Source organism: Burkholderia sp. MSMB1588 (genome assembly GCF_001546925.1).
Taxonomy (GTDB): Bacteria; Pseudomonadota; Gammaproteobacteria; order Burkholderiales; family Burkholderiaceae; genus Burkholderia; species Burkholderia humptydooensis.
Map to the genome: position 1 here is coordinate 899,699 of NZ_LNJS01000001.1, position 22,617 is coordinate 922,315.

General features: G+C 65.2%; 16 protein-coding genes and 2 pseudogenes. 14 read left to right on the forward strand and 4 right to left on the reverse strand.

Going from position 1 to position 22,617, the window contains the following annotated elements:
• Window positions 1-2: 2 nt before the first annotated feature.
• Window positions 3-185 (reverse strand): annotated as a pseudogene (locus tag WS92_RS36610) (hypothetical protein); the annotation flags it as partial.
• A gap of 123 nt (window positions 186-308) precedes the next feature.
• Here WS92_RS36610 and WS92_RS36615 point away from each other — a divergent pair.
• From WS92_RS36615 to WS92_RS15885, 6 genes and pseudogenes are all read left to right on the forward strand, one after another.
• Window positions 309-641: pseudogene (locus WS92_RS36615) on the forward strand (MarR family transcriptional regulator); the annotation flags it as partial.
• Window positions 604-1,035 carry a phage terminase large subunit family protein gene (locus tag WS92_RS37195; protein WP_331457921.1) on the forward strand — a complete coding sequence of 144 codons (432 nt, stop codon included), beginning with the start codon at window positions 604-606 and terminating at the stop codon, window positions 1,033-1,035. The pseudogene WS92_RS36615 and the gene WS92_RS37195, both read left to right, overlap by 38 nt.
• Window positions 1,036-1,052: 17 nt before the next feature.
• Entirely contained in the window at window positions 1,053-3,836 is a 2,784-nt protein-coding gene (locus tag WS92_RS15870; RefSeq protein WP_059932186.1) for a type VI secretion system Vgr family protein, read from the forward strand.
• Window positions 3,837-3,855: 19 nt separating this feature from the next.
• On the forward strand, window positions 3,856-6,201 hold the full coding sequence (locus WS92_RS15875) for a DUF3274 domain-containing protein (RefSeq protein ID WP_059932188.1): 2,346 nt from the start codon (window positions 3,856-3,858) through the stop codon (window positions 6,199-6,201).
• A complete protein-coding gene (locus WS92_RS15880; RefSeq protein ID WP_059932190.1) occupies window positions 6,198-7,892 on the forward strand; it encodes a type VI lipase adapter Tla3 domain-containing protein in 1,695 nt (564 codons plus the stop codon). Before WS92_RS15875 ends, WS92_RS15880 begins: the two co-directional genes overlap by 4 nt.
• Before the next feature lie 63 nt (window positions 7,893-7,955).
• Window positions 7,956-8,216 (forward strand): PAAR domain-containing protein, encoded by a 261-nt coding sequence (locus tag WS92_RS15885; protein WP_061083895.1) that lies wholly within the window; start codon window positions 7,956-7,958, stop codon window positions 8,214-8,216.
• 346 nt (window positions 8,217-8,562) lie between these two features.
• Here WS92_RS15885 and WS92_RS15890 read toward each other — a convergent pair whose 3' ends face one another.
• Entirely contained in the window at window positions 8,563-8,745 is a 183-nt protein-coding gene (locus tag WS92_RS15890; RefSeq protein WP_006024969.1) for a rubredoxin, read from the reverse strand.
• A gap of 207 nt (window positions 8,746-8,952) precedes the next feature.
• On the opposite strand from WS92_RS15890, the gene WS92_RS15895 reads away from it, so the two are divergent.
• The 5 genes from WS92_RS15895 (at window position 8,953) to WS92_RS15915 (ending at window position 17,061) form a co-directional block, all read left to right on the forward strand.
• Window positions 8,953-9,360: a DUF4399 domain-containing protein gene (locus WS92_RS15895; RefSeq protein WP_059932193.1), complete on the forward strand. Its 408-nt coding sequence runs from the start codon at window positions 8,953-8,955 to the stop codon at window positions 9,358-9,360.
• A 168-nt stretch (window positions 9,361-9,528) separates the two neighbouring features.
• Window positions 9,529-11,475 (forward strand): ATP-binding cassette domain-containing protein, encoded by a 1,947-nt coding sequence (locus WS92_RS15900; protein WP_059932195.1) that lies wholly within the window; start codon window positions 9,529-9,531, stop codon window positions 11,473-11,475.
• A gap of 205 nt (window positions 11,476-11,680) precedes the next feature.
• Window positions 11,681-13,663, forward strand: a complete 1,983-nt coding sequence (gene parE, locus WS92_RS15905; protein ID WP_006024972.1) for a DNA topoisomerase IV subunit B — start codon at window positions 11,681-11,683, stop codon at window positions 13,661-13,663.
• Window positions 13,664-13,721: 58 nt separating this feature from the next.
• The gene (gene parC, locus WS92_RS15910) at window positions 13,722-16,040 is read left to right on the forward strand and encodes a DNA topoisomerase IV subunit A (protein ID WP_059932196.1); all 2,319 of its coding nucleotides are present in this window, start codon (window positions 13,722-13,724) and stop codon (window positions 16,038-16,040) included.
• Window positions 16,041-16,602: 562 nt separating this feature from the next.
• Complete coding sequence (locus WS92_RS15915; protein WP_059932198.1) at window positions 16,603-17,061, forward strand: CopD family protein; 459 nt, start codon at window positions 16,603-16,605, stop codon at window positions 17,059-17,061.
• Window positions 17,062-17,148: 87 nt separating this feature from the next.
• Here the strand turns inward: WS92_RS15915 and WS92_RS15920 are convergent, their stop codons facing one another.
• Entirely contained in the window at window positions 17,149-18,033 is an 885-nt protein-coding gene (locus WS92_RS15920) for a LysR family transcriptional regulator (protein ID WP_006024975.1), read from the reverse strand.
• Window positions 18,034-18,138: 105 nt separating this feature from the next.
• Here WS92_RS15920 and WS92_RS15925 point away from each other — a divergent pair, with 105 nt between their 5' ends.
• Window positions 18,139-18,600, forward strand: a complete 462-nt coding sequence (locus WS92_RS15925; RefSeq protein WP_059932241.1) for a multidrug/biocide efflux PACE transporter — start codon at window positions 18,139-18,141, stop codon at window positions 18,598-18,600.
• A 120-nt stretch (window positions 18,601-18,720) separates the two neighbouring features.
• Here the strand turns inward: WS92_RS15925 and WS92_RS15930 are convergent, their stop codons facing one another.
• Window positions 18,721-19,683, reverse strand: a complete 963-nt coding sequence (locus tag WS92_RS15930) for a LysR family transcriptional regulator (RefSeq protein WP_015600177.1) — start codon at window positions 19,681-19,683, stop codon at window positions 18,721-18,723.
• A 214-nt stretch (window positions 19,684-19,897) separates the two neighbouring features.
• On the opposite strand from WS92_RS15930, the gene WS92_RS15935 reads away from it, so the two are divergent.
• Both WS92_RS15935 and WS92_RS15940 read left to right on the forward strand, forming a co-directional pair.
• Window positions 19,898-21,211 (forward strand): MFS transporter, encoded by a 1,314-nt coding sequence (locus WS92_RS15935; RefSeq protein ID WP_059932200.1) that lies wholly within the window; start codon window positions 19,898-19,900, stop codon window positions 21,209-21,211.
• A gap of 1 nt (window position 21,212) precedes the next feature.
• Complete coding sequence (locus WS92_RS15940) at window positions 21,213-22,475, forward strand: Zn-dependent hydrolase (protein WP_059932202.1); 1,263 nt, start codon at window positions 21,213-21,215, stop codon at window positions 22,473-22,475.
• Window positions 22,476-22,617: the final 142 nt, after the last annotated feature.

The following is a 22,617-nucleotide window of genomic DNA, read 5'->3' on the forward strand; positions in this document are numbered from 1 at the left end:
CTCGCTTTTCGCCGCGCACGCGGCGTTTCGTTCTTCTGGATTGCCTTTGCGGGCGTAAGCCCGCGCACACGCTTTGAAACTGCATTGCCGTCGACGCTCGCCAGTGTGATAGCCGGGCGCTTGTCCGCGCGTTTCCGCTTTCGCGGCAGCGGGCGTGGGGTAGAAAGGGCCGGGCGTGGGGTCATTGAGCGGCCTCCCGTGCCATTTCGGGCGTCCAGTCCGGGGCGGGCATCGTGCACAGCTTGTCGAGCCAACGCCGAACGCTTGCCATTTCCTTCGCTTTCGAAGCGCTGTTGCTTTCAAGGGGGGCGGAAAAGAAAGGGCTGCTCGTGAACGTGGCGCAGCTCGAACAGGCGTACGGCCAGATGGTCGGCGCATTTCAAACGGAATTGCTGTCGCTGCCCGACAAACTCGTGCAGGAGATGCGTACGCTGTACGACATCGAGGTCGACGTCGAATGGTTGAACGAGCATATTCATGGATGTCTTGAACAGCTTTCTGAATACGACCCAGAGCGTGAACGCGGTGATTCGCCGGCTCGCGCATTTGCTGCGTCCGCCGGAACGGATTGGGACGACGGAGTGGGCGAGGAAGCTCCGCCGGATGAGCGCGAAGGCGACGGCGAGCCCCGGCCGTTATAACCCGAACATCACGCCATGGGTGTTCGGCATGCACGCGGCGCTCGACGATCCGGCCGTGCAGAAGGTCGTGTGCATGAAGTCGGCGCAGGTCGCGTGGACGGATGGAGTGTTGTTGAACTACATCGGCCGGCGGATCGACGTTGCCCCGTGCTGCATGGGCCGATTGACTGCATGCGGAAGGACCAGACGTTACAAATCCTTCCACCGCGAAAGATACGACAAAATCGGTGGCCGCTGCATGTCAATCTGGGTTAAATGTGCACCGTTCGGCGCGCCACACATCCGCCGTTTTCCAGTTTTCGTCTGCGGATTTGATATCCTTGCAGCGACAACTCGGCGGTTTGCCCGTCCCGACACGCGGCCCGATCGCCTGAATCCAATACGTATTCAATAAGAATTGAGAGGGCGGTTGTGTCATTAAATGGAACACTACGCAGTTTCGCGGCGGGGGCCGTCGACTGGAACAATCGGCCGGCCGCGCTGAATTTCGGCCGACTGCAAAGTACCTTGGGGCCGCTCTTGGCCCTTCAGCACGCGGGCATTCGCGAAGCGCTGATGACTGGCATCCACGGGCACCTGACCTGTGTGTCGACGCGTCACGACCTGTCGCCCCGGCTGTTCCTTGGCGTGCCCGTCTCTCTGCGGCTTGTCACCGATCGCGGCCAGCTCCGCTTCATCAACGCGATTGTCAAGGACGTGCAGATCGGCCAGAGCGACGGCGAGCTGTGCATCTACCAGCTTACGGTGTGTGACGCGCTGTCGCTGATGGACAAGCGCACCAATTCGCGCGTGTTCCGCAAGACGAGCGTCGTCGACGTGCTGGCGGTCCTGTTGAACGAATGGCGGCGTCGTAGCCCGGCGCTCGCGGCGGCGTTCGAGTTCGACCTGTCCGGCCTCGACCGGAGCCGTTATCCGGCGCGCGAGCTGACCCGGCAGGTCAACGAGTCGGACGCGAAGTTCGTGCGCCGGCTGCTGCGCCGCGAGGGCATCAACGTGTTCGCGAAAGCCGGTTCCGCGAAGCCGCCACGCAACATTCACGACGAGACGCCCGTCCATACGCTTGTTTTTTGCGACAACCCGCTGCAATTGCCGGAGGCCCCGGCGGGCACGGTGCGCCTGCACCCGCGCGACGCCGCGACCGAGCAGCGCGACACGATCACGCTGTTTGCTCTGCATCAGCAACTGATTTCCGGGCAGACGAGCCGGCCGTCGTGGGACTACAAGCAGGGGCGCGTCCACGATTCGGCAGCGACCGCGAGTATCGATCAGGGCGAAGCCGGCAACGACCTTGCGAACCTGCTGACGGACGTGGCGATCGACATTCCGCATGTCGGCGATTCGTGGGACGATCACGATCGCATTACGCGCGACCGGATGCTCGCGCATCAATTCGACGCCGAGCGCTACGACGGCGTAAGCAGTGTGCGGGATATGCCGGTCGGCCACTGGTTCACGCTGACCGGCGATGTCGATCTCGACATGCAGCCGGCCGAGAAACGGCAGTTCATGATCACGTCGGTGCATCACGAGGTCTGGAACAATCTGCCGAAGGGCTTGACGGGTCGCGTGCACGCGTTATTCGCCGCGAGCCGCAATCTGACGCAGGCCGCCCCCGCATTGCCGGCCGCGCTCGAGGCGGAATCGGATACCCGCTACGAGAACGCGTTCACCTGCGTGCGGCGCGGCGTTCCGCTCACGCCCGCGTACGATCCGAAGATCGACCTGCCGCCCGTCCATCTGCTCACGGGCGTGATTGTGACGCGCAACGGCGAGGAAGTCGTGTGCGACGAACTTGGCCGGGTCTACGTGCAGATACAGGGACTCGATGCGGGCGATCACGCGCATGCGCAGGGCGCAGGCACCAACGGCAATGCGGGCGACAGCGCCCCGATCCGGGTGGCATCCAGTTTGGCCGGGGCGGGCTTCGGCGTAACGTTCTTGCCGCGCGCCGGCATGGAGGTTCTGCTGGGCTGTATCGCGGGCGATCCCGACCGTTTGGTGATTCTCTGTGTGCTCGGAAACGGCGTGAACACGCCCGCGACGTTCACTCATACCGGCTCGCTGCCGGGCAACCGTTTCGTGTCGGGAATCAAGACGCAGGAAATCAAGGGCCGGAAATATAACCAGCTCCGTCTCGACGATACGCCGCAGCAGATAAGTGCCCAACTTGCGAGCGAACATGCGCATACGCAATTGAATTTGGGTTACCTGACTCAGCCGCGCAACAACGGCGTCGGGCAGGATCGCGGCGAAGGCGCGGAACTGCGCACGGACGCGGCCGCGGCACTGCGGGCAGCGCAGGGCATTCTGCTGACGACCTATGCGCGCTCGCAGGCGAGCGGCGGCCAGCTCGATCGCGATGAATTGCTGCAATTGCTCGGCGAGTGCACCGAACTCTTCAAGTCGCTCGGCGACTACGCGGGACAGCACGGCGGGCAGGCGGCAGATACGGCAGGCCAGACCGCCGTCGCGCAGGCGTTCAAGGGCTGGACGTCGGGTAGCGGCGCATCGGAATCGAGTAGCGTCGCAGGCGGTTCGCAGGCGTTGATGGCGTTCGGTGCGCAGGCCGGTTCAGTGAACGTGACGCCGAAGACACATGTTACTTACGCGGGCGAGAACATTGATCAGGTCGCGCAGCAGCATCTTCAGTTGATGAGCGGTCAGCGCTTTAATGCGACGGCCGGACAGGGAATGCAGTTGTTCGCGCGCGGCACTGGCGTACAGGCCGTGGCCGGTGAGGGGCCGATGTTGCTGCAGGCGCAGGCCGACACCCTGACGGCGAATGCTCAGAAGGGCGTCAAGATCGCGACGAATGAGAACGAGGTGCTTGTCACCGCACCGACGATCCGGTTCGTTGCCGAAGACGGCAGTTATATCAAGATCGGCGGTGGCGTGACGCTCGGCACGAACGGTGACATTAAGTTGCTGTCGGCGTCGCACCAGTGGGGCGGGCCGTCGACGGAGCAGGCTTCGAAAACATCCTTCACGAACCAGCCGACCGACCAGCAGTTCCGTTTGCACTTCCCTGGGCATACGCCGGAAACGCCGGCGCTGGCGGCTAACCAGCAATATCGCATCGCGCTCAACGACGGTCGGATCATCGAAGGGAAGTCGGATGCCAGTGGGCTGACGGATCTGGTGAAGGACGACGTAATGCGCATCGCCAAGATCGATATCTTGAAGCCGTCGCTCTGAAACGACAGGGGAGAATTCTGTGGCCGAGACCAACAACGACTATCGTGTGCATGCGCAGGGCGCTGGCGTCACGACTACGGATCGCCCCGATGCCCGCAACGTGCAGTTGCCGGGTGATCTGCCGGGCATTGTGATCTTTATTCACGGGGTGAACGATCCGGGTGCCGTGTATTCCGTTGTCGAGCAGGGCTTGTGTCAAGGGCTCAACGAGCGCCTGTCGCGGACTGATTTGAAGGCCGGGAGTTATGGGAGCGCATATCGGGCCGCGGCAAAGAAGCCCAAGAATGATAGATCGATAAACGATGCGCGAATTCTGAAAGATCCTGATATGTACTTGTATCAGCGCGCCGAAATCCCAACCGTCACGAAGAGTTTTTTCATTCCTTTCTATTGGGGACTGCGTGCCGACAACCGGGACATTGCCAAATTGGATAACCCCGGCATCATCGAAAGCCGTGTGGCAGACGATCGCGGCAACCTCATGACACGTGGCCAGTATCAGGATGTCAACGGCAATCGGCTCGATGCACACTTTGCAAAGGCTGGCGGATTCTTTGCCAACGCAACCAACAACATCCCGCAGATGTACGGTCGAGGTTTCGAGCCGGACTGGAAAACGCGCCGTGTGATGTACAACGCAGTGGCTGGGAACAGCGTGTTTGCGGGCAAAGCGCCTGACCGGCGCTATTTCGTACTGGCAGCGACGCGACTGGCGAACCTCATCAAGACGATTCGCACGATCCAGCCAAAGGCGCTGGCCTTGGCACACGGCATAGATCCTCAGCATGAAACCATTACCGTGATGGGCCACAGTCAGGGGACGATCATTACCCTGCTGGCACAGGCGATTCTCAAGCAGCAGGGACAGCGCTGCGTCGACTGCATCATCATGGTGGATACGCCATACAGCCTCTATGCGACGGAAGACGATGGCAACCAGACCGGCCACGGAAAGCTGAAAACCCTGATCGATATCGTCAATGTGGTCACGAGCGAGCCGCATACCGTTCCCGATCTGGCAGATCTGCTGATTACTGCGGAGCGATCAGGTGGCCGGGCAGGCACAAACTGGAGCAAGACCTGCGGAAAGCGGCTGGACAAGAACGGCAAGAGTTGGATTACGTTCGACGAGCGAGACAATCGCGGTAAGGTGTATCTGTACTTTTGCCCTGAAGACACGGTGGTAGGCCTCAAGAAAGTGCGCGGGATCGGGACGTTTGGTGTGCCTGATGAGGTGCCATCTGATGGGGTTGCCGCCAAACATGGTAAGACCATGCAGGCCATGACCGCCCTTGCGCCCAAGCGTTTCCACCAGCGCATGTGGACGCGGATGGAGCGTGATGATAACGGCAATGGCAAGTTCAAGAAGGTGCTGGTCGGCACATCACCTGCGCGGGTGCCCGTGCGCGACCGGTTCGAGCGACTTACACCTGGACCTGATACGGACGGATCCATGTTGGGCACGGTGCTTGAATCGAGCAAGAATGCTGCTCTACAGGCGTCATTTACTCGTAACGATATCCGCTTTATTAACGGTGAGGAACTGAAGCCGCCGTGCGAACCCGACTTGTACGGTGGTGAAATCGTGAAAGGTGGCCCACGTCCCGGCCACGCCGACGTGGCGGGGATGATGACGCCAGACGACGTCACGAAGAATGTTTCGTTGGGCAATCAATATGCGTCATTCAAATGGATTACCGTTGAGACGACGCGTAATCCGCTGACTAGCATCGAGTCTTACAAGACTGCTTTCAATCAGGGCAAGGCGATCGACGGTCAGTCGCAGAATTGGCGGGTGGTCCCGGACACATCGGTGACCTCAATGGTCAAGAACGCATTGCTTCCGATCGTTCCGCCGCAGTATCTCATTCAACGAGAGCAAACCCCGAATGAAGCTCGTCTGGACATGCAGCAGAATCCGGACGCTCGAGAACCCAACAATTACCATTCGGGTGTGCTGCACAGCACGGAGAATCATCGGTGGGTGACCGCGATGGACGTCGCGATTGGTCAGGCGGTGACGCTCGATGATCCGGTTTGGCGCGAATTGCTGATCCTGATGGCAGACTGGAAAATGGACCGCGCCGCGGTTATCAAGATCAAAGGCAATGCAAACTTCGGCCGTCTTCCGCCAAAGACACAAGAATTCATTCTAGCCTGTTCCAATTATTACATCTCCGGTACCTTCCCGGATGAGCACGTATCCGCGACCATACCTCCGCTGGTAACCAGTGAGTTGACGCCAGCGGCCGTCGCGGCGCAGGAGCAGGCTCAGGCGGAATACTACAAGCAGGAGGCGCAGAAGGCCCAGATGATGTATGGGAATAAGACGCTCGGGGAAGTTTTCCAGGGGATGCCTCGATGATCGCGAGACCGCGAATTTGGCCGTACGCCACCGCGTTTGTGGCGGTGGCGATAATCTGGACCATTCTTGTGATGGCGCGACACTACAGTTATTGGCAAACGACCGGGCAGGAGATGCCGCATATGGGAAGTAGTATTCGGAATGGGGTGTTGGTGGTCTTGGCGTTGGTAGCTCTGGCGTATGGCGTGAGCGTCGCGTGGCTGCATCGGTCTTCGGTGCCGGCTACTGCAGCGTCCGATCTCCCGGTGCCGGGTGATCAAAGGAGCGAAGCAGTTGTAGCACATGGCTTCAACGGTTCGCCTACGATGCTGTCGCAGACCGGGCAGAAGTACGTGCTCGAGGTGCGCGGCCTAGGGGTTGTGACGGGATGGGAAACTAACGCGGAAATATGGAAAAAAATCGAGATCAAGAACGATAACCATATGACGTATATGTCGCAGAATCCGGCCGATTATCCGGCGAGCGATGACGAGAGAATGACCAATTTTGGTGTCGTTATCGGTACGAGCTTTGAACTTGCTGCTCGTCATGCCGTTGAATACTGGCCGGTACCAGTGATCATTTGGGGGCCGCCCAAAGACAAGAAGAATGATGGCAGAGCCGCTGCGGAGATTGCCGACCTTCGTCAGAAGGCAAGTCTCGGTGTCACACTATTCTTGTGGCAGGAGGATGCCAATACTTCTGACGGTGCGGGGATGATCGAGAAGCTGTTCGCATTTTTTGACGCGCACCCGGATGTTCCGTCGACGTTGGTAGTCAGTCAGGACGGGTCGATGCTGCGCTCGCTTCTCGTTGCACCGGGTAGCGGTGGTCCGTCATTCGCGGGACACATAATCCCCGAGCTTCCGGACAGTATGGGGGCCATCCTCGTTTCCCGTTCTGATCGAGTCGACAAACTCATTCGCCCATACGCCGTCGAACAGACAGGACGGATCAACCGGAACAATACCGAATACGACGTTATCAAGTTGTGGAATTTCTTTTGGGAGCAGAACGACGATCGCGGTCCCGATAGTTTCACTGCTCATTTCATCGAACAGGAAAAGCAGGCCGGCGTCCAATATCCGGGAGCAATTGGCGTCATGTCGTCTACGTGGTGGCAGGCGCAATTGCCGGCGTTCTGGAAAACCATCGACAACAAGGGGCCGGGCCAGTTCACGCCAACACCGTATATTCCAGTGCGCTGGACGACGTGGCAGGTCAAGCAATTCGATGATGCACCCTTGCTCGGCTATCTCCATCGCCCGGTTGACGTAAAGCTGACCGACGATCACGGACAACCACTCAAGACTGCGGCTCAGGCGGCAGCGCTGAAAGCGGGTTGGGAGCAGGCCGTCGCAACGTTGCCAGACGGGAAGGGGCCGAAACGCGTGTTTTACGATACGACTGGCGATCGGCTGTGGGCGGTGCCGCTGAATCAAGCGCTCGCGCAAGTAGGCGGGGTGGCCCCGAGCCTGAGCGATGTCAAGGATGGCTACGACATCGGTGCGCGCATAGGTAACACGGGGGTGAGTTCACCACTTGTTCAAATCGGTTTGGGGCTGATTGCAGGCTATCAGGATGATGGCGCCAGTGCGACGGTGAACCGACGGCCCAACGGTACAGCGAGCATCGTCATGGTTAGTCCACCTGACGCCACGAGTAAAGCGGCGTGGGCTCAGAAGAACAACGGGGCGAATCCGTTTCAGTAATCGCGACGTGACCCGATATAGTCGTAGCTGCGTTTGATCTTGAATAACTTTGGAGGGGAATCGATGCGAGGTGTGATTCGAGTGGGTGACTCGACGGACCGAGGTTGTCAGGTCAAGACTGGCAGCGAACGATCCGTGGTGATAGAGCGTCCAGTTGCTCGGGTCGGCGATCGCTGTACCTGTCAGGCGGGACTTGGCGAATGCGAAATTCTTGAGGGTGACGAGCACGTCCGGATCGACGGACGTGCGGTTACCTTCGACGGTCACCGGACGTCATGTGGGGCCGTTTTGATCTCGTCAATGCCTACTTCCGGTCGAGTTTAGGCAACTGCTGACTAAACCTGAGCGGCATTGCTGCTGCGAGCGTTTTTTTATGCGCTACAGATTTGCTACAGCACAGGGCGGGAGCCTTGCTGGATAATCCTCGCGCTTATCATTCCATCCCCTGAACTACGGGGAGCGGATAGGATTCGCCAAACGGAAACAAGCTTCGAATCGGAATCGCTTTATCGAGCTTGTCCGGCCGCTCGATTCGATCTTACTTCGATGCGATTCGAGCGCGCCGCCCGTCGGTCGACGCATGGCGAGGGCAGAGTATAGCAAAGACGTTTTGCGCAACGTCCGCCTTCGCGTCGCGGCGACCGGATCGCCGGCCTCGGAATCGCCTGCCTCAGAACTCCACGACGACGAAATCTTCCTTGCCGACATCGCACAGCGGGCAGCGCCAGCCGTCCGGAATGTCGGCGAAGCGGGTGCCGGCCGCGATGCCTTCGTCGGGCAAACCTTCTGCTTCGTTATAGACCCAGCCGCAAATCAGGCAGACCCAGCTCTTGTATTCGACCACTTCGCTCATGTTGCGCTCTTGAGGAACCATTGCAATCGGCGTCGCCCGATCGCGCGAACGCGGCACATCGAGCGGCGAAAGGCGCAATGGTACCGGATTTGTCGCGTCCGCCCGCTTTCCCGCGCCCCCGCCGCCCGCTCCAAACCCACAACCCACGACGCGCCGCCCGCTCGCAGTGTATGCTTCGATGGCCTTTCAACCCAAAAGGAGAGAGCGATGTTCTACAACAAATGGCTGGCCGGCGTGTTCGCCGCGGCCGCGCTTTTCGCGTCCGCCTCGGCGCACGCGGAAGCGAGGGTGTACTTCGTCGAGCCGACCGACGGCGCGTCCGTCACGAACCCCGTCCACGTGAAATTCGGTCTCGAAGGCGACATCGTGCTTCGGCCCGCGGGCGACATGACGCCCCACACCGGCCATCACCACCTGCTGATCGACCGCGAGCCGGTGGCGAGGGGCGACGTGATTCCCGCCAACGATCACTCGCTGCATTTCGGCAAGCCCCAGACCGAGACGGATGTGAGGCTGCCGCCCGGTCAGCACACGCTGACGCTGCAGTTCGGCGATGGCGCGCACCGCTCGTACGGCCCGGAGATGAGCCGGACCATTACGGTCAACGTCAAGTAGGTCATTGGGCTGGCGAGGACCGCGCAAGGTTCCCGCCAGCCCGCGCCGCCGGCCGTCTCGCGCGGGCCCGGCGTCTCGTGTTTCGCGTCAGGCCATTGTGCCGTATCGGCGTCGTGCGCCGCCCCCGGTACAATGAGCGCTTCCGTTTTTTTCTCCGCCGTCTTCCCCATGTCGCTTTATTCCATCACCGGCGCGCAACTCGCGTTCGGCCACGTCGCGCTGCTCGATCACGCGGATTTCTCGCTCGAAGCCGGCGAGCGCGTCGGGCTCATCGGCCGCAACGGCGCCGGCAAGTCGTCGCTGCTCAAGATCGTCGCCGACCTGGCGAAGCCCGACGACGGGCTCGTCACGCGGCAGCAGAATCTCGTGACGGTCTACGTGCCGCAGGAGCCGGAATTCGTTGCCGGGCAGACGGTGTTCGATGCCGTCGCGTCGGGGCTGACCGGCACGCGCGCGCTGCTCGCCGAATACGACGAGATCGCGCACCGGCTCGCGGATACGCCCGAAGGCGCCGAGCACGACGCGCTGCTCGCGCGGATGAACGCGCTGCAATCGTCGCTCGACGCGGCGGACGCATGGAACTGGCGCACGCGCGTCGCCACGACGCTCGCGCAGATCGGGCTCGACGGCGACTCGAAGATCGATGCGCTGTCGGGCGGGATGCAGAAGCGCGTGGCGCTCGCGCGCGCGCTCGTCGTGCAGCCGGACGTGCTGCTCCTCGACGAGCCGACCAACCATCTCGATTTCGACGGCATCCGGTGGCTCGAGGAACTGCTCGTCTCGCAGCGCGCGGGCCTCTTCTTCATCACGCACGACCGCGCGTTCCTCGATCGCGTCGCAACGCGCATCGTCGAGCTCGACCGCGGCCGCCTGCTGTCGTATCCGGGCAACTTCTCCGCGTATCAGACGCGCAAGGCGCAGCAGCTCGAAGTCGAGCGCGTCGAGAACGAGAAGTTCGACAAGCTGCTCGCGCAGGAGGAGGTGTGGATCCGCAAGGGCGTCGAGGCGCGGCGCACGCGAAGCGTCGGCCGCGTCGCGCGGCTCGAGCAGATGCGCCGCGAGCGCGCGGAGCGCCGCAACGCGCAGGGCAACGTGAGGCTCGACGTCGCGCAGGGCGAGAAGTCGGGCCGGATCGTCGCGGAGCTGACCGACGTGACGAAGCGCTATGGCGAGCGCACGGTCGTCGACCGCTTCTCGACGACAGTGATGCGCGGCGACAAGATCGGCTTCATCGGCCCGAACGGCGCGGGCAAGACGACGCTGCTCAAGCTGATCCTCGGCGAGCTGAAGCCCGATGCGGGCACGGTGCGCACCGGCACGAACCTGCAGGTCGCGTACTTCGACCAGATGCGCGCGCAGCTCGATCCGGAAAAAAGCCTCGGCGACACGATCAGCCCCGGCAGCGAATGGGTCGAGATCGGCGGCGTGCGCAAGCACGTGATGAGCTACCTCGGCGACTTCCTGTTCGCGCCCGAGCGCGCGCGCTCGCCCGTCAAGTCGCTGTCGGGCGGCGAGCGCAACCGGCTGCTGCTCGCGCGCCTGTTCGCGCGGCCGGCGAACGTGCTCGTGCTCGACGAGCCGACCAACGACCTCGACATCCCGACGCTCGAGCTGCTCGAAGAATTGCTGACCGACTACGACGGCACGGTGCTGCTCGTCAGCCACGACCGCGCGTTTCTCGACAATGTCGTCACGTCGGTGATCGCGTCGGAGGGCAACGGCCGGTGGCGCGAATACGTCGGCGGCTTCACCGACTGGCAGATCCAGCGCGAGCGCGCGCAGCGGATCGCGGACGAGGAGGCGGCCAAGCGCGCGGCGAAGGAGCCCGCGAGCGCGGCGGACGATGCGCCGAAGGGCGCGGCGGGCCGCAACGCGCAGCGCACGGTCAAGCTGTCGTTCAACGAGCAGCGCGAGCTCGACGCGCTGCCTGAGCGGATCGCGGCGCTCGAGGCCGAGCAGAAGGCAATTTCCGCGCAGCTCGAGGACGGCTCGATCTTCTCGAAGGACGCGCAGGAGGGCGCGCGCCTGACCGAGCGCTTCGCGGCGCTCGACGACGAGCTGCTCGCGGCGCTGGAGCGCTGGGAGGCGCTCGAAGCGAAACGCAAGCCTTCATGAGCCCGCCGTTGCGGAACCAGTAAAATACGCCGCGTTCCGGGCGGCGTGCCGCGCAGCCGTCGCGCGCGGCGCGCCGCCCACTTTCGAAGCAGTGCGAGCACGCCATTGTTTCGACTCGGATTTTTATCGAATTCAACGTTTTGTCCACGACGTTATCCACACGAGCTGGGGATAACGTCAAGGTGAATGACGAACCTGAGCTTCTATGTCCACGAAAAAGCCCGCAGCGGCCTATAGCGAAGCATCGATCAAGGTGCTGAAGGGCCTCGAGCCCGTCAAGCAGCGGCCCGGCATGTACACGCGCACCGAGAATCCGCTGCACATCATCCAGGAAGTGATCGACAACGCGTCCGACGAGGCGTTGGGCGGCTTCGGCAGGCAGATCACGGTCACGCTGCACCCCGACCAGTCGGTGTCCGTCGAGGACGACGGGCGCGGCATCCCGTTCGGGCTGCATCCGGAGGAGAAGGTGCCCGTCGTCGAGATCGTGTTCACGCGGCTGCACGCCGGCGGCAAGTTCGACAAGGCGAAGGGCGGCGCGTACACGTTCTCGGGCGGCCTGCACGGCGTCGGCGTGTCGGTGACGAACGCGCTCGCGACGCGCCTCGACGTGACCGTCTGGCGCGACGGCAAGATCGCGCAGCTCGGCTTCGCCGACGGCGACGTCGTCAAGCCGCTCGCGACGCAAGGCGCGGGCCGCGGCGAGAAGAAATCCGGCACGCGCGTGACCGTGTGGCCGAATCCGAAATACTTCGATTCGCCGAACCTGCCGCTCGGAGAACTGCAGCGGCTGCTGCGCTCGAAGGCGGTGCTGCTGCCGGGCGTCGAGGTCGTGCTCGTCAACGAGAAGACGGGCGAGCGGCAGAGCTGGAAATACGACGACGGCCTGCGCGGCTACCTGCTCGACGAGATGAACGGCAGCGAGCTCCTGATCCCGCTCTTCGAGGGCGAGCGCTTTGCCGATTCGCGCACGGGCGACGACACGTTCGCCGAGGGCGAGGGCGCGTCGTGGGTCGTCGCGTGGAGCGAGGAAGGCTCGCTCGCGCGCGAGTCGTACGTGAACCTGATTCCGACGCCCGCGGGCGGCACGCACGAATCCGGCCTGCGCGACGGCCTCTATCAGGCGGTGAAGAGCTTCGTCGAGCTGCACAACCTGCAGCCGAAGGGCGTGAAGCTGCTCGCGGAGGACGTGTTCGCGCGCGTGTCTTTCGTGCTGTCGGCGAAGGTGCTCGATCCGCAGTTCCAGGGGCAGATCAAGGAGCGCCTGAACAGCCGCGACGCTGTGAAGCTCGTGTCGTCGTTCACGCGCCCGGCGCTCGAGCTGTGGCTGAACCAGCACGTCGAGCACGGCAAGAAGCTCGCCGAACTCGTGATCAAGCAGGCGCAGGCGCGCACGCGCGCGGGCCAGAAGATCGAGAAGAAGAAGAGCTCCGGCGTCGCGGTGCTGCCCGGCAAGCTGACCGACTGCGAGACCGAGGACATCGCGCGCAACGAGCTGTTCCTCGTCGAGGGCGATTCGGCGGGCGGCTCCGCGAAGATGGGCCGCGACAAGGAATACCAGGCGATCCTGCCGCTGCGCGGCAAGGTGCTCAACACGTGGGAGACCGAGCGCGACCGCCTGTTCGCGAACAACGAGGTGCACGACATCTCGGTGGCGATCGGCGTCGATCCGCACGGCCCGGACGACAGCGTGGACGTGTCGAACCTGCGCTACGGCAAGATCTGCATCCTGTCGGATGCGGACGTCGACGGCGCGCACATCCAGGTGCTGCTGCTCACGCTGTTCTTCAAGCATTTCCCGCAACTGATCGAGCGCGGCCACGTGTTCGTCGCGCGGCCGCCGCTCTTCCGGGTCGACGCGCCCGCGCGCGGCAAGAAGCCCGCGCAGAAGCTCTACGCGCTCGACGACGGCGAGCTCGAGGCGATCCTCGACAAGCTGCGCAAGGACGGCGTGCGCGAATCGCAATGGACCATCAGCCGCTTCAAGGGCCTGGGCGAAATGAGCGCCGAGCAATTGTGGGACACGACGATGAACCCCGACACGCGCCGCCTGATGCCCGTCGCGCTCGGCGAACTCGACTTCGAGGCGACGGTCGCGCGGATGACGATGCTGATGGGCAAGGGCGAAGCCGCCGCGCGCCGCAACTGGCTCGAGGAAAAGGGCAACGAAGTCGAAGCGGATATCTGAGCGCGGCCGGGCGCGCGCCCGGCTACGCACGCATCGCATATACGGACACGAAATCTAGATGGACGACAACACTCCCGATCTTTTCGCCGAGCCGGCGGCGCCCGAGGGCGATTTCCTGACGCTCGGCCGCTACGCGGAGCGCCAGTATCTCGACTACGCGGTGAGCGTCGTCAAGGGGCGCGCGCTGCCCGACGTCAGCGACGGCCAGAAGCCCGTGCAGCGCCGGATTCTCTACGCGATGAACGAGATGGGCCTCGGCGACAACGCGAAGCCCGTGAAGTCCGCGCGCGTCGTCGGCGACGTGCTCGGCAAGTACCACCCGCACGGCGACCAGTCCGCGTACGACGCGCTCGTGCGTCTCGCGCAGGACTTTTCGATGCGCTATCCGCTGATCGACGGCCAGGGCAACTTCGGCTCGCGCGACGGCGACGGCGCGGCGGCAATGCGTTACACCGAAGCGCGTCTCACGCCGATCGCGAAGCTGCTCCTCGACGAGATCGACGAGGGCACCGTCGACTTCATGCCGAACTACGACGGCTCGTTCGACGAGCCGAAGCTCTTGCCGGGCCGGCTGCCGTTCGTGCTGCTGAACGGTGCGTCGGGGATCGCGGTCGGTCTCGCGACCGAGATCCCGTCGCACAACCTGCGCGAAGTCGCGGCCGCCGCGGTCGCGCTGATCCGCCATCCTGCGTTGCCGCACGCGGAGCTGATGCGGCTCGTGCCGGGGCCGGACTTCCCGGGCGGCGGCCAGATCATCTCGAGCGACGCGGAGATTTCCGCCGCATACGAAACCGGCCGCGGCAGCCTGAAGGTGCGCGCGCGCTGGAAGATCGAGGATCTCGCGCGCGGCCAGTGGCAGCTCGTCGTCACCGAATTGCCGCCGAACACGTCGTGCCAGAAGGTGCTCGAGGAGATCGAGGAGCTGACGAACCCGAAGCTCAAGGCGGGCAAGAAGACGCTCACGCAGGAGCAGATCAACACGAAGAAGGCGATGCTCGACCTGCTCGACGCGGTGCGCGACGAATCGGGCAAGGACGCGCCCGTGCGGCTCGTGTTCGAGCCGAAGACGCGCACGATCGACCAGACCGAATTCGTCAATTCGCTGCTCGCGCACACGAGCCTCGAATCGAACGCGGCGCTCAATCTCGTGATGATCGGCGAGGACGGGCGGCCCGCGCAGAAGGGGCTCGCGTCGATCCTCGGCGAATGGGTGCGGTTCCGCCAGGCCACCGTCACGCGGCGCTGCCGTCACCGGCTCGGCAAGGTCAACGACCGGATCCACATCCTCGAAGGGCGGATGATCGTCTTTTTGAACATCGACGAGGTGATCCGCATCATCCGCGAGTCGGACGAGCCGAAGGCCGCGCTCATCAGCGCGTTCGGCCTCACCGAGCGGCAGGCCGACGACATTCTCGAAATCCGGCTGCGCCAGTTGGCGCGGCTCGAGAAGATCAAGATCGAGAAGGAGCTGGAAGAGCTGCGCGCGGAGAAGGCGAGGCTCGAAGAGCTGCTCGCGAACGAAAGCGCGATGAAGCGGCTGATGATCAAGGAGATCGAGACCGATGCGAAGCAGTACGGCGACGAGCGCCGCACGCTGATCCAGCAGGAAAAGCGCGCGACGTTCGAGGCGAAGGTGGTCGACGAGCCGGTGACGGTCGTGGTGTCGCAGAAGGGCTGGGTGCGCGCGCTGAAGGGCCACGGGCTCGATCCGGCGAGCTTCTCGTTCAAGGCGGGCGACGGCCTGTATGCGGCGTTCCAGTGCCGCACGCCCGACACGCTGATCGCGTGGGGCAGCACGGGCCGCGTGTATTCGGTGTCCGTCCAGGTGCTGCCGGGCGGGCGCGGCGACGGCGTGCCCGTCACGTCGCTGATCGAGCTCGAGTCGGGCTCGCATCTGCTGCACTACTTCGCGGCGCCCGCCGAGCAGCCGCTCTTGCTCGCGTCGAGCAACGGCTTCGGCTTCGTCGCGAAGGTGGGCGACATGGTGAGCCGCGTGAAGGCGGGCAAATCGTTCATGACGATCGATGCGGGCGCGGCGCCGCTCGCGCCGATGCCGGTGCTGCCGGATGCTGCGCAGGTCGCGTGCCTGTCGAGCGGCGGGCGCCTGCTCGTGTTCGGCATGGACGAGATGAAGACGCTTTCGGGCGGCGGGCGCGGCGTGATCCTGATGGCGCTCGACGCGAAGGAGACGCTCATGCAGGCGCTCGCGATCAATGCGGCGGGCGTCGTGCTGACGGGCGCGGGCCGCGGCGGCAAGGCGCAGGAAGAGGCGCTCGCGGGGCGCGCGCTCGAACCGCACGTCGGCAAGCGGGCGCGCAAGGGCCGCGCGCCGGATACCCGGCTGAAGGTGAGCGGGCTGCGTCCGGTGCTCGACTGAGCTTTGCCGGGCTCGCCGGGCCCCGCTGACGGGCGTGAGCGGGCGGCCCGAACGGGCTGCCGGCCGCGCGGACGTCGGGGCGCGCGGCGCGGCGGCGGGGCCTTTTTCGCGATGTGCGCGCGTCGGGAAGCGAGTGCCGGCACAGGCGTTCGGAATTTTCCGGACGCAGGCGATTCGGCGATTCGGCGATTCGTCGATCCGCGGTTCGAGCGCCGTTCGTCGAATCGCTGGCATCGGTTGAGTTTGTGGTTCGCAGCAATGACGAGTACGTTGCGGGCGAACGGCGAACCGCCACTGGTCTTCGTTCGTTATCCTTTTCGAACGAGCGGGGCGAGGGCAATGCGTGCTGCGCGCCGACACCTGCTTACACGCGCATCGCCCGGCATGCGAACCATGCGCATCGCCGGCGCGCCAGGCGCTGGCGGGCATCCCCCACAAAACATGACCCGCGGACATTGCGCTGAACCGCTGCGCGCCGCGGCTGTCGAACGCGCTCAACGTCTCGCGCGCCGTGCGTTCCAGCAGCGCATCGGTCATTCGAAAACCATGAAGGAACCCCACCATGTCCCACGCTATCGCCGTTGCCTTGTTTCTCCATCTGCTGGCGGTTGCCGTGTGGGTCGGCGGCATGGTGTTCGCGAACTTCTGCCTGCGTCCCGCGCTGTCGGACCTGTCGCCGCAACTGCGCCTGCCGCTCGTCGAAGCCGTGTTCGGCCGCTTCTTCAACTGGGTCGCGGGTTCGGTGCTCGTGATCCTGCTCACAGGCGGCTTCCTCCTCACGCAATTCGGCGGCGCGCATGCGACGTGGCCGCTGCACGCGATGGCGGGGCTAGGCGTCGTGATGATGCTGGTCTACGGGCATATCCGCTTCGCGCTGTTTCCGCGCATCCGCCGCGCGGTGCAGGCGCAGAACTGGCCGGACGGCGCGCGCGCGGTCAATGCGGTGCGCCTGCTCGTGATCGTCAACCTCGTGCTCGGCGTCGTGACGATCGGCGCGGCCGTGCTGTCGCGCGGCTTCTGACGTTCGCGCGGACACACGCGCCGCACGCCGCCGATCTTGCCCCCGGTCGCAACTGCAATCGCTGCCACGCGCGTCTCGCGGCGCGCGTCACGCGGCAAGCATCGTCTCCAGCAGCCATGAGCCGGCCGGCCCGAGCGGCCGGCCGCGCGACCACACCGCATCCACCGGCACGCGCCGCGGCCAGCCGCGCGCATTGAGCTCGACGAGCCGCTCGCGCGCGAAGTGCTCGACCATCCAGCGCGGCAGTTCCGCCCAGCCGAAGCCCGCCACCGCCATTTCCAGCAACTGCAGATAGCTCGGCGCCAGCCAGCACCGCCGGCCCGCGACGAGCCCCGTTTCGATCCGCTCGCCGCGCGGCGCGACGTAGGTATTGAGGCGCAGCTCGCGCGCGTCGTGCAGCGCGGCGAGCGGCACGTCGGCGCTGCCGTGCGCGGCGAGCGGGTGCTGCGGGCCGACGTAGAGCCCGATTTCCGAGCGCTCGGCGACCGTCGCCGCGCCGATGTCGGGCGGGTAGGTGCTGCGCGCCGCCATCAGCCCGAGCTGCGCGCGGCCTTGCTGGATCAGGTCGAGCACGTCGTCGTGCTCGGCGATCTGGCATTCGAATTCGAGCGTCGGAAAGCGGCGGTCGAGCGCCGCGAGCGTTTCCTCGTACCGGCTCGATTGATAGGTGTCCGACACGACGAGCGTGAGGCGTGCCTCCTCGCCGCCCGCGAGACGCGCGGCGACCTGATCGATCGCCTCGCTCGCCTCGAGCACGCGCTGGACTTCGGGCAACAGCGCGCGGGCGGCGTCGGTCAGCGTCGGCTGGCGCGTCGAGCGGTCGAACAGCGTGACGCCGAGATCGATCTCGAGGTTCGCGATCGCTTCGCTGACCGTCGATTGGCGCTTGCCGAGCTTGCGCGCGGCGGCCGAGAACGAACCGAGGTTCGCGGCCTCGGCGAACGCGAGCAGCGCTTCCGGAGAGTGGCGCATCGCGAGTGCTCCTTCTATATATCGGAAAAACCGATCATATCAAACTGGATGGTTACGGTTAATCCGATGAAAATGGGGCTCTTTCGTCCACTGATGGAGCTGAACATGCAAATGCAAATGGCCAAACTCGTTCCGAGGAAGACGCTGACCGAGCGCCTCGCGCACGCGCTCACGTTCGAAGCGACCGCAATCGCGATCTGCGCGCCGATCGTCAGTTGGGTGCTCGGCCTGTCGCTCGTGCACGTGGGGGCGCTGACGGCGGCGGTGTCGGTGATCGCGATGGTGTGGAACGTCACGTTCAATGCGCTCTTCGAGCGGATCGAGCGCCGCTACCGGCTGACGCGTACGCTCGCGGTGCGCGCGGCGCACGCGATCGCGTTCGAGCTCGGCCTCATCGCGATGGCGCTGCCGCTCGCCGCGTGGTGGCTGGAGATCAGCCTGCTCGAAGCGCTCTTGCTCGACTTCGGCATCCTGCTGTTCTTCCTGCCGTACACGTTCCTGTTCAATCTCGGCTACGACCGGCTGCGCGCGCGCTGGATCGCGCAAAGGGCGGTGGCCTGTCGATGAGCGGAGTCCTGATCTTCTTCGATGGTCCCTTTCGAAAGCCGGCGCGATACCGGCTTTTGTTTTTTGTACCGCCGGTCCAGGCACGGCCGGGCGTGAGGCGCGACCGCGCGCCGCCCCGCGTCAAGGATTGACCGACAGCCGCTCGTCGAACGAGTAGCGCTGCATCGCGCGCTCGAAGCCCTCGAGGAACGCGAGCTCGGCCGCGTTCATTTTTCGTTCGCGGTGCCACAGCAGGTAGATGTCGACGTCGACGAGCCCTTCGTCGGGCGGCAATCGCCAGAGCCGCTGGCGAGCGAGATCGTCGCGCACGATGTGCTCGGGCAGGCAGCCGATCCCGTAGCCCGCGAAGATGAGGCGCCGCACTTCGTCGAGGCTCGGCGATGCCGCGACGATGCGTCCCGTGAAGCCCTTCTGGTCGCGGAACACGGTGAGCGGCGACAGGCTGTCGCCGATCTGGTCGCTCGTGAACGACACGAAGTTCTCCGCGAGCAGATCGTTCGTCGTCAGTTGCGTCTGGCCGAACAGGCGATGGTGGCGGCCGCAGTAGATCGCGTAGCGCTGGCGCAGGAACGGCGTGCGCGCGAGCTTGTCGACCGGGTTGCGGCAGAGGCCGAGGCCCGCCGTCGCGGTTTTCTGCAACAGCGACGAAATGATGTCGGACGAGCGCATCACCTCGATCTGCAGATCGACGCGCGGATATTGCCGGTGGAAGTCGGCGAGAAAGAGATCGTAGGCGCCCGATTCGACGCGGCTCACCGAAAGCAGCCGGATCGTGCCCGTCAGGTCCGCCGCCGCGTCGTCGAGCTCGGTGTCGAGCCGCGAGATCGTGCCGTAGATGTCGCTCGCGATCCGGTACACCTCGGCGCCCGCCTGCGTCGGCTCGAAGTGCGGGCCGCGACGCCGGATCAGCGTGTGCCCGAGCGTTTCCTCGAGCCGCCTGAGCGCCTGGCTCACGGCCGGCTGCGTGACGTGCAGGCGCGCCGCCGCGCGGCTCACGCTGCGCTCCTGCATGATGACGAGGAACGTGCGCAGCAGATTCCAGTCGAGGCGGTCGTTCAGGAAGCGGGCGGCGGCAGCGCGCATGGCGGCGGGTCTCCAGCGGATCGACATTAGCAAAAGTTATGTCGCGAATAATAAGTCGAAATTTGACTAATAGTTAATGGACGGCGATAAAACGTGCAGCGCGAGAGCCGCCTGCGTGCGGCGCAGGCCCCGGAGCAGCGGGCCGCGCGACATCGGGCGCGCGCCCGCCGAACCCGCCGGGCGCCGCGCGTGAGAGCAGAGAGGAGATCTTGCGATGACTGTTTCCCAACCGTGTGCGCGCCAGCCGGTGCGCGCCGCCGGCGCCGCGTTCGTCGGCACGATGATCGAGTGGTACGACTTCTACATCTATGCGACCGCCGCCGCGCTCGTGTTCGGCGAGTTGTACTTTCCGTCCGGCGACCCGTTCGTCAGCACGATGGCGTCGTTCGGCACGTTCGCGGCCGGCTTCTTCGCAAGGCCGCTCGGCGGCATCGTGTTCGGCCATCTCGGCGACCGGATCGGCCGCAAGAAGGCGCTGATGACGACGCTCGCGATGATGGGCGCAGCAACCGTCTGCATCGGCCTGTTGCCGAGCCATGCGTCGATCGGCGCGCTCGCGCCCGTGCTGCTCGTGCTGCTGCGGATCGTGCAGGGCGTCGCGGTGGGCGGCGAATGGGGCGGCGCGGTGCTGATGGCGGGCGAACACGCGCCCGAAGGGCGGCGCACGTTCTTCGCGTCGTTCGCGCAACTGGGCAGCCCGGCCGGGCTCATCCTGTCGCTCGTCGCGTTTCGCGCGGTCACGTCGCTCGAGAAGGCCGACTTTCTCGAGTGGGGCTGGCGTCTGCCGTTTCTCGCGAGCGCGGTGCTGCTGATCGTCGGCATCGTGATCCGGCTCGGCGTCAACGAATCGCCGGAATTCGAGGCGGTCAAGCGCACGCGCGCCACCGCGAAGCTGCCGATCGCCGACGTGTTCCGTTCGGCGTCGGGGCTCGTGCTGCTGTGCATCGGCGCGAATACGATCGGCATCGCCGGCGTGTATTTCACGAACACGTTCATGATCGCGTACACGACGCAGCAGCTCGGCATCTCGCGCTCGACGATCCTCGATTGCCTGTTCGCGGTCGCGATCATCCAGTTCCTCGCGCAGCCCGTCGCCGCGTGGATCGCCGAGAAGCTCGGCGGCGCGCGTTTCCTGAAGCTCGCGGCCGTCGCCGCGATGGCGTCGCCGTATCCGATGTTCGCGCTCGTGACGAGCGGGCGGCCCGGCGCGATCGTCGCCGGCATTGCGCTCGCGGTCGTCTGCATGGCGGGCTTCTATTCGGTGATCGCGGGCTTCGTGTCCGGCGTGTTTCCGGCGCGCATCCGCTACTCGGCGATCTCGCTGTCCTATCAGGTGTGCGGCGCGCTCGCGGGCGGGCTCACGCCGCTCGCCGGCACGTGGCTCGCGCACCGGTACGCGGGCGCGTGGCTGCCGCTCGCGCTGTTCTATACGTGTCTTGCGGGGCTGTCGCTCGCGAGCATCGTCGCGCTCGACGCGCGCCGCGCGGCCCGAGGCGCTTCGGGCAACGAAGCTTTGGAGGCGCGCTGACATGATTGCGTCTGCATTCGACGGGCGGTCGCGCGCCATCGACGGCGCGCGGCTGTGGCGCTCGCTCATGGAGATGGCGCGGATCGGCGGCACCGCGAACGGCGGCGTGCGGCGGCTTGCCGCGACCGCCGACGACAGGCGCGGGCGCGACCTGTTTGCGCAGTGGTGTCGCGATGCGGGCCTCGCGGTCAGCGTCGACGAGATCGGCAATCTGTTCGCGCGCCGCGCGGGCGCGGATGCCGGCGCGCCGCCCGTGCTGATCGGCAGCCATCTCGACACGCAGCCGGAAGGCGGCCGCTTCGACGGCGCCTACGGCGTGCTCGCCGCGCTCGAAGTGGTGCGCAGCCTGAACGATGCGACGATCGTCACGCGCAAGCCGATCGAGATCGTGTCGTGGACGAACGAGGAGGGCGCGCGCTTCGCGCCAGCGATGCTCGGCTCGGCGGTTGCCGCGGGCGCGATGCCGCTCGCCCGCGCGCTCGCGGTGCGCGATGCCGCGCACGTGACGCTTGGCGACGCGCTCGAGCAGATCGGCTATCGCGGCGCGCGGCGCGCGGTGCGTCCGGCGATCGACGCGTACTTCGAAGCGCATATCGAGCAGGGGCCGGTGCTCGAGGCGAATGGCGCCGAGATCGGCGTCGTCACGGGCGGGCAGGCGATCCGCTGGCTCGACGTGACGATCGCGGGCCAGCCCGCGCACGCGGGCACGACGCCGATCGCGCATCGCCGCGACGCGCTGTTCGGCTTCGCGCAGATCGCGGACGCGCTCGAGCGGATGCTCGCCGAGTTCGCGCCGCACGGCCTCGCGACGATCGGCTGCGTCGGGGTTCCGAACGCGTCGCGCAACACGATCGCGGGCGCGGTCGAGTTCACGCTCGACCTGCGCCATCCGGACGATGCGACGCTCGACGCGATGGCGCGCGCGGCGACTGACGCGTGTGCGCGCATCGCCGCGCGGCGCGGCTTGCGCGTCGACGTATCGACGCATTGGGCGAGTCCGTCGACGCCGTTCGACGCGGCTTGCGTCGCGAGCGTCGAGGCGGCGGCGGCCCGCTTCGGCTATCGGCATGAGCGGATCGTGAGCGGCGCCGGGCACGACGCGATCCATCTGGCGAGGCATGCGCCGAGCGCGATGGTGTTCATTCCGTGCGTCGGCGGACTGTCGCACAACGCAGCCGAGGACGTGTTGCCCGACGACGCGACGCGCGGCGCGAACGTGCTGCTCGGCGCGGTGCTCGATCGTGCTGGCGTCGCCGGCCGGTGAGGGGCGGTGCGACGAATGCCGGGGCGACGCGTATTCCGGCATCGAGCATCGAATGCGGTCGCCGACGTCAAATGCCGAATGCCGAACGCAGCCCACACCCTGCAACCGATAACGGGCGCCTTGCCGTCCGTTCATTCGACCC

What these genes read in the sequence shown, in the direction of transcription:
- WS92_RS37195 (WP_331457921.1), top strand. Translation starts at nt 604, where the DNA reads ATGAGCGCGAAGGCGACGGCGAGCCCCGGCCGTTATAACCCGAACATC.
- WS92_RS15880 (WP_059932190.1), top strand. Translation starts at nt 6,198, where the DNA reads ATGATCGCGAGACCGCGAATTTGGCCGTACGCCACCGCGTTTGTGGCG.
- WS92_RS15885 (WP_061083895.1), top strand. Translation starts at nt 7,956, where the DNA reads ATGCGAGGTGTGATTCGAGTGGGTGACTCGACGGACCGAGGTTGTCAG.
- WS92_RS15890 (WP_006024969.1), bottom strand. Translation starts at nt 8,745, where the DNA reads ATGAGCGAAGTGGTCGAATACAAGAGCTGGGTCTGCCTGATTTGCGGC.
- WS92_RS15895 (WP_059932193.1), top strand. Translation starts at nt 8,953, where the DNA reads ATGTTCTACAACAAATGGCTGGCCGGCGTGTTCGCCGCGGCCGCGCTT.
- WS92_RS15900 (WP_059932195.1), top strand. Translation starts at nt 9,529, where the DNA reads ATGTCGCTTTATTCCATCACCGGCGCGCAACTCGCGTTCGGCCACGTC.
- parE (WP_006024972.1), top strand. Translation starts at nt 11,681, where the DNA reads ATGTCCACGAAAAAGCCCGCAGCGGCCTATAGCGAAGCATCGATCAAG.
- parC (WP_059932196.1), top strand. Translation starts at nt 13,722, where the DNA reads ATGGACGACAACACTCCCGATCTTTTCGCCGAGCCGGCGGCGCCCGAG.
- WS92_RS15915 (WP_059932198.1), top strand. Translation starts at nt 16,603, where the DNA reads ATGTCCCACGCTATCGCCGTTGCCTTGTTTCTCCATCTGCTGGCGGTT.
- WS92_RS15920 (WP_006024975.1), bottom strand. Translation starts at nt 18,033, where the DNA reads ATGCGCCACTCTCCGGAAGCGCTGCTCGCGTTCGCCGAGGCCGCGAAC.
- WS92_RS15925 (WP_059932241.1), top strand. Translation starts at nt 18,139, where the DNA reads ATGCAAATGCAAATGGCCAAACTCGTTCCGAGGAAGACGCTGACCGAG.
- WS92_RS15930 (WP_015600177.1), bottom strand. Translation starts at nt 19,683, where the DNA reads ATGCGCGCTGCCGCCGCCCGCTTCCTGAACGACCGCCTCGACTGGAAT.
- WS92_RS15935 (WP_059932200.1), top strand. Translation starts at nt 19,898, where the DNA reads ATGACTGTTTCCCAACCGTGTGCGCGCCAGCCGGTGCGCGCCGCCGGC.
- WS92_RS15940 (WP_059932202.1), top strand. Translation starts at nt 21,213, where the DNA reads ATGATTGCGTCTGCATTCGACGGGCGGTCGCGCGCCATCGACGGCGCG.